The 13,652-nt window shown below is 66.7% G+C and carries 10 protein-coding genes; 8 read left to right on the plus strand and 2 right to left on the minus strand.

The features are described from left to right. Window positions 1-56 precede the first annotated feature (56 nt). Window positions 57-1,067, minus strand: coding sequence for a LacI family DNA-binding transcriptional regulator (locus IEZ19_RS47325; RefSeq protein WP_229841656.1), 1,011 nt, complete (start codon window positions 1,065-1,067; stop codon window positions 57-59). Between the two features lie 150 nt (window positions 1,068-1,217). Between IEZ19_RS47325 and IEZ19_RS47330 the strand changes: the two genes are divergently transcribed. The 7 genes from IEZ19_RS47330 (at window position 1,218) to IEZ19_RS47360 (ending at window position 10,749) form a co-directional block, all read left to right on the plus strand. Beyond that, entirely contained in the window at window positions 1,218-2,594 is a 1,377-nt protein-coding gene (locus tag IEZ19_RS47330) for an ABC transporter substrate-binding protein (RefSeq protein ID WP_229841657.1), read from the plus strand. A gap of 70 nt (window positions 2,595-2,664) precedes the next feature. After that, window positions 2,665-3,618: a carbohydrate ABC transporter permease gene (locus tag IEZ19_RS47335; protein ID WP_189317565.1), complete on the plus strand. Its 954-nt coding sequence runs from the start codon at window positions 2,665-2,667 to the stop codon at window positions 3,616-3,618. Then, window positions 3,602-4,555, plus strand: a complete 954-nt coding sequence (locus tag IEZ19_RS47340) for a carbohydrate ABC transporter permease (protein ID WP_189317566.1) — start codon at window positions 3,602-3,604, stop codon at window positions 4,553-4,555. Before IEZ19_RS47335 ends, IEZ19_RS47340 begins: the two co-directional genes overlap by 17 nt. 144 nt (window positions 4,556-4,699) lie before the next feature. Then, window positions 4,700-6,337 carry a GH39 family glycosyl hydrolase gene (locus tag IEZ19_RS47345; RefSeq protein ID WP_189317567.1) on the plus strand — a complete coding sequence of 546 codons (1,638 nt, stop codon included), beginning with the start codon at window positions 4,700-4,702 and terminating at the stop codon, window positions 6,335-6,337. Window positions 6,338-6,427: 90 nt separating this feature from the next. Continuing rightward, window positions 6,428-7,915 carry an arabinosylfuranosidase ArfA gene (arfA, locus tag IEZ19_RS47350; protein ID WP_189317568.1) on the plus strand — a complete coding sequence of 496 codons (1,488 nt, stop codon included), beginning with the start codon at window positions 6,428-6,430 and terminating at the stop codon, window positions 7,913-7,915. A gap of 52 nt (window positions 7,916-7,967) precedes the next feature. Beyond that, complete coding sequence (locus tag IEZ19_RS47355) at window positions 7,968-8,384, plus strand: tautomerase family protein (RefSeq protein ID WP_189317569.1); 417 nt, start codon at window positions 7,968-7,970, stop codon at window positions 8,382-8,384. A 37-nt stretch (window positions 8,385-8,421) separates the two neighbouring features. Beyond that, complete coding sequence (locus IEZ19_RS47360; RefSeq protein ID WP_189317570.1) at window positions 8,422-10,749, plus strand: glycoside hydrolase family 3 N-terminal domain-containing protein; 2,328 nt, start codon at window positions 8,422-8,424, stop codon at window positions 10,747-10,749. Between the two features lie 58 nt (window positions 10,750-10,807). On the opposite strand, the gene IEZ19_RS52880 is transcribed toward IEZ19_RS47360, so the two are convergent. Then, a complete protein-coding gene (locus IEZ19_RS52880; RefSeq protein ID WP_268248783.1) occupies window positions 10,808-10,933 on the minus strand; it encodes a hypothetical protein in 126 nt (41 codons plus the stop codon). A 142-nt stretch (window positions 10,934-11,075) separates the two neighbouring features. Here IEZ19_RS52880 and IEZ19_RS47365 point away from each other — a divergent pair, with 142 nt between their 5' ends. Then, window positions 11,076-13,487 carry a right-handed parallel beta-helix repeat-containing protein gene (locus IEZ19_RS47365; RefSeq protein WP_189317571.1) on the plus strand — a complete coding sequence of 804 codons (2,412 nt, stop codon included), beginning with the start codon at window positions 11,076-11,078 and terminating at the stop codon, window positions 13,485-13,487. The last annotated feature ends 165 nt before the right edge of the window (window positions 13,488-13,652 follow it).

The following is a 13,652-nucleotide window of genomic DNA, read 5'->3' on the forward strand; positions in this document are numbered from 1 at the left end:
ATGCGGCCAACCCGCCCCCACACCCGAACCCCACCACAGAACCTAACAAAGCCCTACTAGGTCACAGGGGCAGGGCCTGTCGAGTCGCGGGCGTTGAGGGTCGTCGCCAACTGGAGGTGGCGGGACGCGGGCTGGACGCCGTCCGTCATGCCGAGGAGGGTCTCGACGGCCATCCGACCCATGCCGACGAGGGGCTGCCCGACGGACGTCAGCCGGGGCGTGGTCCACTGAGCCTGCGGCGTGTCGTCGAACCCGGTGACCGACAGGTCGCCCGGGACGGTGATGTGGAGCTCGTTGGCCGCTGCGAGCACCCCGACGGCGATTTCGTCGTTTCCCGCGACGATCGCGGTCGGCGGCTCGTCGAGGGTCAGAACTTCATGTCCATGCCGAAGTCCCGCTTCGACGGAGAACGCGTCGTGTTGGATGAGCGCGCGGTCCGGCGTGATGCCCGCCGAGTGCAGCGCGGCCTGGTACCCGTGGAAGCGTTCCGCCGAGGGGGCGGAGCCCAGCGGCCCGCCGATCCAGGCAATCCTGCGGTGGCCGAGCCTGATGACGTGCTCAGTCGCCGAGCGACCGCCCGCCCAGTTGGTGGAGCCGATGCTGACGATACGTGAATCGGTGGTGTCGATCGGGTCGATCGCCACCACCGGCAGCTCCGCATCCTCTGCGGCGACGAGCACCGAGTCGGGCAGGGCGACGGCAAGCGCGATTACGCCACCGACGCCGAACGCCTGCAGTTCCGCGACCCAGGCACGGGCCGCCGCAGGGCTTGTGCCGAGCCAGTCGACGGGCGCGTGGCGCAGGAGGAGCTCGCCCTGCGCGGCGGTCGCGGCCACGAGGATCCCCTGGAGCACCGTCGCGGCATAGCTGGACTCGACGATGTCGAGCACAGTGACGAGCGTTCGCTCACGCTGCAGATCCCGTCGCGCCGTCGTCAACGTGTAGCCGATCTCGGCGACGACGCGGAGGACACGCTCACGTGTGCCCGCCGCCACGTCGCTGCGCCCGTTGAGGACCTTTGAAGCGGTCGCCGGCGAGACGCCGGCCAACCGGGCGACATCCGCCAAGGTGGCTCGCTCGGAACGAGATCGCCGATTCATCATGACTCCGCTCGCGTAGCGAAAACTTTTCGAACCTGCCGCCTCACATTACACCTGTCTTGCTCACGCAGATCTCCCTGGTGCAAGCCCTTGACGCGATAGGGCACCCTGAGTACTTTGCCCGAGCAGATCGATAATGTTTCGAAAACATTTCGAGTCACCCCAAGGAGGAGGCGGCTCATGAGGCTCCACAAGGAAACAAGACTCCTCTCCGCATTGCTCGGGCCGATACTCGTCCTGGCCGCCTGCGTGGGCTGCTCGGGCGGGTCAGCAGATGGCGGCGGCGGCGACCAGCAGGCGAACCTTACGGTCTGGAGCTGGGACGGCACTGTCGCCAAGGCCGTGCCCGGCTTCGAGGCGGAAAACCCGAACATCAAGGTCAAGGTTGTCAACGCGGGTTCGTCAACTGACGAGTACACCGCGCTCGACAATGCGATCCAGGCTGGTTCCGGCGTGCCGGACCTTGCGATGTTCGAGTACTTCGCGCTGCCCTACTTCGCTATTCCCGGCAAGCTCGACGATCTCGGCGGATTCGGCGCCGAGAGTCTCCAGAAGGACTACGTCGCGGCCGCGTGGAACGACGTGACAGTGAACGGCAAGGTCTACGGCCTGCCGTCCGACTACGGTCCGTCGGCGATGTTCTACAACGAGGCCACTCTCAAGAAGGCCGGCGTGAACAAGCCCCCGGCCACGTGGGACGAGTACTACCAGGACGCCAAGAAGGTTCGTGCACTCGGCGGCAATTACTACATCGCCCAGGACACCGGGGACCCCTTCTTCCTGCTCTCGCTCATCTGGCAGGCCGGCGGGCGCCCGTTCAAGGTGAGCGGCAACACGGTGCACATCGACTTCACGGATCCGGGCACGACCAAGGCCGTGGAGTTCTGGCAGAAGATGCTCGACGAGGGCCTGGTCAACACCAAGGTGACCGCGTGGTCCGACGACTGGAACCGCACGCTCAACGACGGAACGCTCGCCTCGCAGACCATGGGCGGCTGGCTGACCTCGACGCTGCCGGAGCGGGCACCTCATGCCGCCGGTCGCTTCAAGGTTGCCCTGATGCCGCAGTGGGCGCAGGGGGACGAGGTCGGCTCCGAGAACGGCGGAAGCTCCTTCGGTATCCCGGCCGCTGCCCAGCACAAGGCCGCGGCGTACAAGTTCCTCAAGTACTTCACGCACGACGCCGGTCTCACGCCCCGTGTCGCAGCGGGTGCCTTCGTGCCGGACACGTCGGTACTGGAGAGCAAGGACGCCCAAAGCAAGGCCAATACGTACTTCGGTGGCCAGAAGGTCGGCGCCGTGCTGGCCGAAGCCTCGAAGAGCGTCGCCACCGGTTGGCAGTACCCCCCGTTCTTCGAGTGGGCCCGAGTGACCTACGGCGACCTCGTATCGAAGTTCTACACCACAGGAAAAGGCTCGCTCGCCCAAATCCTTGAGGAGTGGAAGCAACGCATGACCAAGTACGGCAACGACCAGGGTTTCAAGGTGGACTAGCGGTTCCCACCAGGGCAGTGCCGGGAAGCGGGCCTTGGCAATACATCGGACCGAAAGGAACACCACGGACATGGGCCAGGCAGGTCGGCTCGACGACGTCACCCCGGTCGTGGCGTCGTCAGACACAAGACAGTACAGGGCACGGGCCGGCAAGCGCAGCAAGAAGCAGATCGGACTGGCGTTCATCGCGCCCTTCGGATTGCTGTTCGCGCTCGTCTACATCGTGCCGATCATCTACGCTGCCTACCTCAGCCTCTTTCGGCAGCAGCTCGTCGGTGGCAACAGGTTCATCGGACTCGCCAACTACCGCGAGCTGTTCCGCGATCCGCAGTTCTGGGACAGCGTGGGCCGCGTCTTTTGGTTCACGCTCGTCCAGGTGCCGATCATGCTGATCCTGGCCATGGCCCTGGCACTGGCCCTGGACTCCAGGCGCCTGCACGGCACCAGGTTCATGCGGGTGTCGATCTTCCTCCCCTACGCGGTGCCGGCGGTCGTGTCGACGCTCATGTGGGGGTTCATGCTGGGCGTCAAATACGGACTGTTCGGCAGCGTCAACAACGCCCTGGGCACGGACCTCAACCCCTTCACTCCCAGTACCACGCTCATCTCCATCGGGGTGATGGTGACCTGGGCGTTCACCGGGTTCAACATGCTCATCTTCTACGCCGTACTCAAGGCCGTTCCTCGCGAACTGTACGAGGCGGCCGCGCTCGACGGGGCGAATGAATTCCAAGTGGTCCGCAGAATCAAGCTGCCGGCGCTTCGAAGGTCCCTGATCATCGCGATCATTTTTTCGATCATCGGGACGTTCCAGATATTCAACGAGCCGCTGATCCTGCCGTCGATGGTGGCCAGTAGCGGCATCACCACCCACTACACGCCCAACCTTTACGCGTACAAGCTGGCGTTCACCGGATCTCAGCAGGGCTATGCGGCAGCCCTCGCGCTCGTCATGGCAGCGATCACGATCGCGGTCGCCTACGCCGTCCAGATCAGGGGGTTGAGGAATGTCTTTGACAGCTAGCCGACAAGGCACATCGGGGAAAGCCGGCAGCGCAACCTCCGGCGCGTCGGCCCGTCGTTCCGGAAACCCCCGCCGCCTGTACACGGTGGAGAATCCCAGGAAGAGCGTAGCCCTCACGGTGATGACAGGGCTGTTCACCCTGTACTGCCTGCTGCCGCTCGTCTGGCTGGTCATCAACGCAACCAAGTCACAGCCCGACTTCGCCTCCTCGTTCGGACTCGCCCCCGGTCACAGGTTCGCCTTGTGGGACAACATCGTGGAGGTGTTCAGATACCAGGACGGGATCTTCTCCCGGTGGCTTCTCAACACCGTCGTCTACGTCGTCGTGGGCGCGACCGTGTCGACCTTCCTGGCAGCCCTCGGCGGGTATGCCCTGGCAAAACTCGACTTTACTGGCAAGCGCGTGTTCTTCTTCGTCGTTCTGGGGTCGATCGCGGTCCCCGGCATCGCCCTGGCGATCCCGCAGTTCCTGCTGTTCACACGGCTCGGCATCACCAACACCCCGTGGGCCGTCCTCATACCGAGCTTCATCAACCCGTTCGGGTTGTACCTGATGTGGGTGTTCGCGGCGGAAGCCGTTCCGACGGACCTGCTCGATGCCGCAAAGGTCGACGGCGCCGGGGAGTTCAGGACGTTTCTCCAGATCGGGCTGCCGATGCTCGCACCGGCAAGCGTAACGGTCCTGCTCTTCTCGTTCGTATCCATCTGGAACAACTACTTCCTGCCGTTGATCATGCTCAAGGACCCGAACTGGTACCCGCTGACCATCGGACTCAACCAATGGAACAAGCTGGGCTCGACAGCCGGGAACGGTGCGCTCATCCAGAATCTCGTGATCACGGCCTCGCTGCTGACGATCATCCCGCTGATCATCGCGTTCCTCAGCCTGCAGCGGTATTGGCAGTCCGGCCTGTCGCTCGGCGCGGTCAAGGGCTAGGGAAAACTCCGCACAGCCTGATATCGCCCTGGAACAAGCGCTGACGACTCGGCCGGCCGGCGGTTCCGGCACTCAGGCCGGCGAAGTCGGCCGCACTGTGCCGCAATTCATCTGATGAACAACTCTTCAAAGAAAATTGAGGTCATGTCAAACGACATTGTGCTCGAACCTTCGCTCCGGATCGACGGTGAGCTGTGCTCCGAGAGTGCGCTCCCGCACATCTGGGCGGAGTGTGTCGGCGCCGGCCGGGCGAATGAGGCATTGCGCGCGGACTGGCAGCAGCAGTTTCGCGAGGTTGTTGACGCCTGCGGTTTCCGTTACATTCGCTTCCACGGTGTCTTTCACGACGACATGTTCGTGTACCGGGAGAGTTATGGTCACGGGTTCGGCCCGAACGTGAACCTTCCCTCGCCGGTGTTCACCTTCAGCTACGTGGACAAGGTGTTCGACCACATCCTGGAGTGCGGCGCCCGTCCCTTCGTCGAGTTGGGCTTCATGCCGCGTGAGTTGGCGACGGAACAGGAGACCGTGTTCTGGTGGGGTGCGCACGCCAGCCCGCCCAAGGACATGGCGCGCTGGGTCGAGTTGGTCACACGTTCGATCGAGCACTGGATCGGCCGGTACGGTCTCGCGGAAGTGCGTGAATGGCGGTTCGAGCTGTGGAATGAACCGAACCTGGTTCCCCATTTCTGGACGGGGACGAAAACGGAGTACTTCGAACTCTACGAGCACACCGTCAGGGCGATCAAGGAGATCGATTCCGAATTGAAGGTGGGCGGGCCCGCAACGAGTGTCTTCGTGCCCGACGAGCGGTACAAGGGCGAAGTCGAGGACCGCTCGGCGATGCTCGAGACGTCCACCGCGTCCGACGTGGACGCGCTCGACTGGCGCCCGGTGTGGATCGAGGACTTCATCGCCTGGTGCGCGGAGCGCGAACTCCCGGTCGACTTCATATCGACTCACCTGTACCCGACCGACTTCGCCTACGGTGCCGACGGCCAGGGGGTCCACATCACCCGGTACGCCGATGCGACCTACGACGACCTGGTCCTCCTTCGCGATCTTGTGGCGAACAGCGCCTATCCGGACGCGGAGATCCACATCACAGAATGGTCGACGTCGCCGTCGTCCCGCGACTTCATCCATGACACGCTGTTCGCGGCAACGTCCATCATCCGGTCCTACCTGAAGTGCGCCACCCTCGCCGACTCGATCTCCTACTGGACCTTCACGGACGTGTTCGAGGAGGGAGGAGCCGGAATCGGACCGTTCCACGGCGGGTTCGGCCTGGTGAACGAGGCGGGCATGCACAAGCCCACGTTCCACGCGTTCGCCATGCTCCATCGGCTCGGTGACCGGCTGCTCCTCGCGACATCCGACGGCGTCGTAACCCGTGACAGCCGGACATCGGCCGTGTCCGCGCTCTTCTTCAACTATCCCGAAGAGATGGCCCGGAGGGCTGTCGGCTCGGCGAACTCGTATCCGGCGACGCGCGCGCTGGCCGGGGTGGGGTCGAGCCGAAGGGTCCGCCACTCGATAGGTCAGCTCAAGCCGGGCACCACATTCCTGGTCGAAATCATGGACTGGGAGCACGGGAACGTCGCCGAAGCATGGCACCGGCTCGGGTCCCCCATCAACCTGTCCCGGGCCGACAGCAAGTACTTGAGCGTAGTCGCCGACTCGCTTCGCAGGTTCACGTTGACCGTGACCGACAACGGCACGCTGGAGATCGATGTCGACCTCCCGCCGTGGGCGGTGCTGTCGCTAAGGCAGGCTGCGTGAAGTGGTTCGCCGTTCAGCTCGCGCCCCGAACAAGGCGACCTCACCGCTGCGCTTCGCCGTCACAAGCGGTTGCCCTCGAAAGGAGACCGGATGTCGCCCGCCCGTATCACCGTCGATCCCACCTTCGTTGTCGGTGAAGTCGACCCACGACTGTACGGGTCATTCGTCGAGCACCTCGGCCGATGTGTCTACACCGGTATCTACGAGCCGGAGCACCCGACCGCCGACGAGCACGGTTTTCGCGCCGACGTGGCAGAGCTCGTCACCGAGCTCGGGGTGCCGATCCTGCGGTACCCGGGTGGGAACTTCGTGTCGGGTTACCGCTGGGAGGATGGCGTCGGCCTGCGGGAGTCACGTCCGACCCGGCTCGATCTTGCGTGGAGATCGATCGAGACCAATGCCGTCGGCACTGATGAGTTCTGTACCTGGACCCGGCGCGTCGGCTCGGAGCCGATGCTGGCGGTGAACCTCGGCACCCGCGGAGCCGACGCGGCCGCCGGCCTCGTCGAATACTGCAACCATCCCGGCGGGACGTATTGGTCGGACCTGCGGCGCAAGAACGGTGTGTCCGACCCGCATGCGGTGAAGGTGTGGTGCCTGGGCAACGAGATGGACGGTCGGTGGCAAGTGGGCCACAAGTCCGCCGACGAGTACGGTCGGCTGGCCTCCCAGACGGCGCAGGCGATGCGCCTGGTGGACCCGGGGATCGAACTCGTCGCGTGCGGATCGTCCGGTCCGCGGATGCCGACGTTCCCCGAGTGGGACGCCACAGTGCTCGAACACTGCTACGAGCACGTCGATTACATCTCGCTTCACTCCTACTACCAGGAGCGGAAGGGGGATCGCGCAAGCTTCCTGGCATGCGCGGTCGACATGGACCGGCACATCGAGGCCGTCGTCGCCACCGCGGACTACGTACGGGCAAAGGGTCGCCATACCAAACGCATCAACCTGTCATTCGATGAGTGGAACGTGTGGTACTCGCAAGGGACGACGGTCGAACGCGCCTGGGAGCAGGCGCCGCGGTTGCTCGAAGACCAGTACAACGTGGTCGACGCCGTCGTCGTCGGCAACATGCTGATCAGCCTCCTGCGGCATGCCGACCGGGTCCGCATCGCCTGCCTGGCACAGCTGGTCAACGCGATTGGTGCGGTCCGCACCGAACCGGGCGGCCCTGCCTGGCGGCAGACGATCTTCCATCCCTTCGCGCTGACAAGTCGCTACGGGCGCGGCGTCGTGCTGCAGACGACGATCATGTCTCCGCACTACGAGACCGACTGGTTCGGTGAGGTGCCCGTGCTGGACGCCGTGGTGCTGCGCGCCGACGACGGCGTCACGGTCTTCGCGGTCAACCGCCACCAGCACGAATCCCTGCCGCTGACGGTCGATCTACGCGCCGTCCCGGGGCTCCGCCGGGCCAGCCATACCTACATCGGCGGCGAAGATCCCGCGGCGGCGAATACCGGCGCCGAGCCCGGGCGGGTGGTTCCCCTCACGGGCGAGGGTCTCGCGGTGGACGCCGGCGAGCTGGCCGTAGCACTGCCACCTATGTCATGGAACATGATCCGGATCAGCTGAGCACTCGACCCTGCGCTCTCCCGATCCGCTTCTCCACGCCCCGGAGGGCACCATGCCGCTCGTCCAGGTGGACATCGACCGGTCCCTCGCCGAAAGTGCGGGACCCCAGATCAGCGACGCCATCCACCAGGCCCTCATGGACGGCCTCGGAATGGGCCCGACCGACCGGTTCCAGATCTTCACCCCGCACGCGCCGGGCGAGCTGGTCTTCGATCCCGGCTACAACGGCGTCGACCGCCGGCAGTTGGTCTGCATCCGGCTCCAGACGGTCCACATGTACCCGGTCGACACCAAGTACGCCCTGTTCGACGCCATCGTCGACCACCTCGGAAAAGTGTCGACCATCGTCGGCGTCTCCCACCCCTCCCGCATCGCCGCCACCGTCGAACTCGCCACGGCGTCCGTCCCGGACGAGCTCTGGGACGCAGTCGAGCGACTCGTCCCGCCCCGCGCCGGCTGGCTCAACTGACCGTGGCGTACGCCGCCCCGAGCAATGGAGTGCCCCCATGTCCCTGAACACCCCTGCCGCCGCGCCCTGGCGTGACCCCGGCCTTTCCGACGACGCCAGACTCGACGCCTTGATGGCGACGATGACGGTGCGGGAGAAGGTGGCCCAGCTGTTCGGCGTCTGGGTCGGCGTGTCCCCCGACGACGGGGAGGTCGCTCCGCACCAGCACGACTTCGCCACCCTGCCCGTGCCCTGGGACGAGATGATCGGGGACGGCATAGGCCAGCTGACCCGCCCCTTCGGCACCGCGCCCGTCGACCCGGTCGCCGGCGCCACCAGCGTCGCCAAGGCCCAGCGCGCCATCTTGGCCGCCGGCCGCCTGGGCATCCCGGCGCTGGTGCACGAGGAGTGCCTGACCGGGCTCGCCGCGTGGACCGCGGCCGTCTACCCGAACCCGCTGTGCTGGGGGGCGAGCTTCGACCCCGACCTGGTCGAGAGGATGGGCGCGCAGATCGGCGCCACCATGCGCCGCATGGGCATCCACCTGGGCCTGGCGCCGGTCCTCGACGTCGCCCGCGACCTGCGCTGGGGCCGCGTGGAGGAGACCATCGGCGAGGACCCGCTGCTCGTCGGCACCATCGGCAGCGCCTACGTGCGCGGTCTGCAGTCCGCCGGTGTGGTGGCCACCCTCAAGCACTTCACGGGCTACTCGGCCTCCCGCGGCGGCCGCAACCTCGCCCCGGTGCCCGCCGGACAGCGGGAGATCGCCGACGTGCTCCTCCCGCCGTTCGAGATGGCCCTGCGGGCCGGCGCGGACTCGGTGATGAACAGCTACGCCGACATCGATGGCGTCCCCGTCGCCGCCGACGCCGCGCTCCTGACCGGCCTGCTGCGGGACACCTACGGCTTCACCGGCACGGTCGTCGCCGACTACTTCTCCATCGCCTTCCTGCAGTCCCTGCACCACGTGGCGGGCTCGCGGGTCGAGGCCGCGCACCTCGCGCTGCGCGCCGGCATCGACGTCGAGCTGCCCACCGTGCACTGCTACGGCGAGGAACTGGTCGCCGCGCTGGAGGCGGGGGAGATCGACGTGGCGCTGGTGGACCGGGCGGCGCGCCGGGTCCTCGCCCAGAAGATCCGCCTGGGCCTGCTGGACCAGGACTGGAACCCCGAGGCCCCGGTGCTGGACGAGCAGGGCGAGGTGGCCCTCGACGACGCGGGGACGCGCTCGCTCGCCCGCGACCTGGCCCGGCGCTCGGTGGTGCTGCTGCAGAACTCCGGCACACTGCCGCTGCCGGCCGGCGGCAGGATCGCCGTGGTCGGGCCGCGCGCCGACACCGGCCAGGCGATGCTGGGCTGTTACTCCTTCCCGATGCACGTCGGCGTCCACCACCCGGACGTGCCCATGGGTGTCGACGTGCCGGGGCTGCTGGAGGTGCTGCGGGCCGACCCGGCGGGCTACGACATCACCTACGCCGAGGGTTGCCCGGTCCTCGGCGGTGACGACGCGGGCATCGAGGCGGCGGCACGGACGGCGGCCGCGGCGGACATCTGCGTGGCGGTGCTCGGCGACCAGGCCGGGCTGTTCGGCCGCGGCACCTCGGGCGAGGGCTGTGACGCGGCCAGCCTGCACCTGCCAGGACGCCAGGAGGAACTCCTGGAAGCGGTCCTGGCCACGGGCACCCCGGTGGTGCTGGTGCTTCTCGTGGGCCGGCCGTACGAGCTGGGCCGGCAGACCGATCGTCTGGCGGCCGCGATCTGCGGTTTCTTCCCCGGTGAGGAGGGCGCGGCGGCACTGGCCGACGTGCTGGCGGGCCGCGTCGACCCCACGGGCCGTCTGCCGGTCAGCTTCCCCCGCGACGGCGACAACCAGCCGTCCACGTACCTGGCGGCGCCGCTCGGCCGGCGCACCGAGGTCAGCAACATCGACCCCACGCCGCTGTTTCCCTTCGGGCACGGTCTGTCGTACCACCCCGCCACCTGGTCGGTGGCCGAGGACGGCCCCGCCACCTGGGCGACCGACGGGACGTATGACGTCACCGTGACCGTCCGCAACGACAGCGCGGTGGCCGTCTCCGAGGTGGTGCAGGTCTACCTGCACGACCCGGTGGCCCGCGTCGCCCGGCCCGAGCACCTGCTGGTCGCGGCGCCGCGGGTGGACCTCGCCGCGGGCGAGGCGAAGACGGTCGCGATCACCCTGCACGCGGACCAGACCTCGTACACCCATCCGGACGGCCGGCGCCGGGTCGACGACGGCGAGGTGGAGCTGAGGGTGGGCGCCTCCAGCGCCGATGTCCGGGCGCGCCTGCGGGTGACGATGGCCGGGCCGGTCCGCGAGGTCGGCTTCGAACGCGTCATGGAGGCGGCGGTCGCCGTCACGTCCTGACGCGTCCGGTCCGTGGACGGCGGATCACCCTCACGAGGCGGGGCATCGAGGCCCCCAATCACAGGAAGCGATCGAACATGACATTGACGTCAGACTCGACACGCTCGGTGAGCAGACGATGGAGGCGCAGGGCGGGCACCCTTGCGGCGCTCGGCGCCTGCGCCGTCATCGCATCAGCGCTCATTCCCCTCCAGGCGCAGGCCGCGCCTCGGACGGTGTACTTCGCAGCGCCGGACGGTAAGGACTCCGGACACTGCAGCCAGTCGCAACCGTGCTCGCTCGAGCGGGCTCAGCATGTTGTCCGCCCGGCCGCCAAGCAAGGTGACGTGACCGTTCAGCTTGCCGACGGCACCTACCGACTTTCCGAGCCACTCCGGTTCGGACCCGGCGATGACGGCGGCGACCACACCATCCACTGGACCGCCGCCCCAGACGCTCACCCCGTCATCACAGGCGCCTCGAAGGTCACCGGCTGGTCCAAGTCCGAGGCAGGGTCAGGCATCTGGGAGGCGAAGACCCCCAGCGGCCTCGACACCCGCCAGCTCTACGTGAACGGAGTGATCGCCCCTCGCGCCGCCATCCACCTGGCCAACGCGGACGTCACTCCCACCGCAACTGGTCTTACCATCAAGAACCCGGCCCTGAGCTACCTCGCCACGCTCCCCGACCAGGGACGCATCGAGTTCGAGTCCCTCGGCGACTTCACGAACCGCTACTCGCCGGTTCAGAGCATCAGTACCACCGAGATCACGATGGCGCAGCCGGCGTGGGACAACAACACATGGGGCTGGGACACCGTCCAAAACTCATTCCTGGCCGGTCCGAGCTGGTACCTCGACAACTCACTGAGCTTCCTCACTCAGGTCGGCCAGTGGTATATCGATCCGGGCGCCGGGAAGCTCTACTACAAGCCGGCGAACGGGGTCGACCCTAACCAGCTCGACATCGAGCTGCCCCGCCTGGAGACACTGATCAGCATCGGCGGGACCTACGACGAGCCGGTGACCGGTCTTGCCTTCGAGGGCATCCAGTTCTCCGGAACCTCCTGGCTCGGCCCCTCGACCGACGGGTACGCGGATCAGCAGAACGGCCTCTTCATCAAGGGCGCCTACGACTACCGCCCCGCCGATGCCTTCACCAGTTGCTCGCGCGGCTGCGAGATGTTCGAACGAGCGCGCACCAGCTGGTACCAGGAGCCCGCCGCCGTGCAGGTCTCCGCCGCCAGCCGCATCTCGTTCACCGGCAACACGTTCACCAACCTCGGTCAGTCGGCGCTGGGCGTCGGAAACGACGCCAACGCCACGACGACCGGCGTCGGGCTGGGCGCCAGCGACATCGACGTGGTCGGCAACCGGTTCATGGAGGACAGTGGGCACGGCGTCGCGGTCGGCGGCGTACTGCCTGACGCGCACCACCCCAGCGACCCAAGGATGACCAACCAGAACATCCTGATCGCCAACAACACGATCAATCGCGTGGCGGTGGACTACAAGGACAACAGCGGCATCCTCAGCACCTATGTCACCAACGCCCGCATCCTGCACAACGAGGTCTCCAACGTCCCCTATGACGGCATCGACACCGGCTACGGTTGGGGCATCAACGACACCGGGGGGTCGAACGACTACGTCGACCGCGGCTACTACAAGTGGAACACGCTCTACACGACGCCGACTACGCTCAAGGACAACCGCGTCGAGGGCAACCTCGTGCACAACACGAAGGCACGCTTCGCCGACGGCGGATCGGTCTACAACCTCTCCGCCAGCCCGGGAACCGTGGTCGCCAAGAACTACCTGTTCAACATCTCGGGAGTCGGCCTGTACCTCGACGAGGGCTCGCGCTCGATGACGTATGAGAACAACGTGGTCCAGGGCGGTTCCTTCCTCTTCACTAACGCGTACAGCCTCCGCAACAACACCAGCGACAACGTCATCCAGAACAACTGGTACAACTCGGGCGGAGCCTCGACGCCGAACGCCGCGGCGCACAACAACAAGCTGATCAACAACGTGGAGGTCACTGGCGCCAACTGGCCCGCGGGCGCACGAGACGTGATCTGCCAGGCGGGTGTCGCGCCGCAGTACCGGACGTCGCTCAACGCGAACCAGTTCGGCTTCAGCGGGTGCGCGGTTGATGCACCGGTCGCAGCCGGCCTCGCCACCGCCGGAGGTTCGGCCGTCAGCTCGTACTTCGGCCAGAGCGACGATGGATTCGGGATCGCGGCGGCTGGCGCCGACGTGTGGGGCGCCGGCGGTCAACACGACGACCAGTTTGGCTCGATCTACCAGGCCAGCTCGTTCAACGCCGACTCGAGCGTGTCCACCCGGGTCGTGTCGGTCAACGACGCCAACGCCTGGGCCAAGTCCGGGGTCATGGTCCGTAACGACATGACCAAGGCGGGAGGGTCGGCCGGGTATGCCGTCGTCGCGGTCACCGCCCGCAACGGCGTCGTGTTCGAGTGGGACGCAAACGGCGACGGGTACCTGGACACCGACGCCCGCGCCACCGTCGACATCTACCGTCCCATCTGGGTGAAGCTCACCCGATCGGGCACTTCGTTCAACGCCTCGTACTCCTACGACGGTGCCAACTACGTCCCGATCGGTCAGCCCGTGACGTTGGCCTCGGCCGCAGCCAAGCAGGACGCGGGCATCTTCTCCACCTCCCACGACGCCGCCCAGTCAGCGATCAACCAGTTTGACTCCGGCGCTGTCACGACCGTGACGATGCCGTAGGTGCCGCTCACGGTGGGTCGACGATAGGCGCGGCGAGGTGCTCTGGAGCGCGCCGCAGACTGACGGTTCAGGTTCACGGACTCTGGCGGCGGGCGCATGAGAGGACTAGGGCGCGTATTGAGTCGTGATCAAGTGGTGGTCTGAGTGAGGTCTTTGATCCAGATC

It is taken from the genome of Streptomyces brasiliensis (assembly GCF_014647875.1).
Lineage (GTDB): Bacteria > Actinomycetota > Actinomycetes > Streptomycetales > Streptomycetaceae > Streptomyces > Streptomyces brasiliensis.

Coding starts and splice junctions, on each gene's coding strand:
- IEZ19_RS47345 (WP_189317567.1), top strand. CDS start 4,700: ATGTCAAACGACATTGTGCTCGAACCTTCGCTCCGGATCGACGGTGAG.
- IEZ19_RS47360 (WP_189317570.1), top strand. CDS start 8,422: ATGTCCCTGAACACCCCTGCCGCCGCGCCCTGGCGTGACCCCGGCCTT.
- IEZ19_RS52880 (WP_268248783.1), bottom strand. CDS start 10,933: ATGAGCGCTGATGCGATGACGGCGCAGGCGCCGAGCGCCGCAAGGGTG.
- IEZ19_RS47335 (WP_189317565.1), top strand. CDS start 2,665: ATGGGCCAGGCAGGTCGGCTCGACGACGTCACCCCGGTCGTGGCGTCG.
- arfA (WP_189317568.1), top strand. CDS start 6,428: ATGTCGCCCGCCCGTATCACCGTCGATCCCACCTTCGTTGTCGGTGAA.
- IEZ19_RS47340 (WP_189317566.1), top strand. CDS start 3,602: ATGTCTTTGACAGCTAGCCGACAAGGCACATCGGGGAAAGCCGGCAGC.
- IEZ19_RS47355 (WP_189317569.1), top strand. CDS start 7,968: ATGCCGCTCGTCCAGGTGGACATCGACCGGTCCCTCGCCGAAAGTGCG.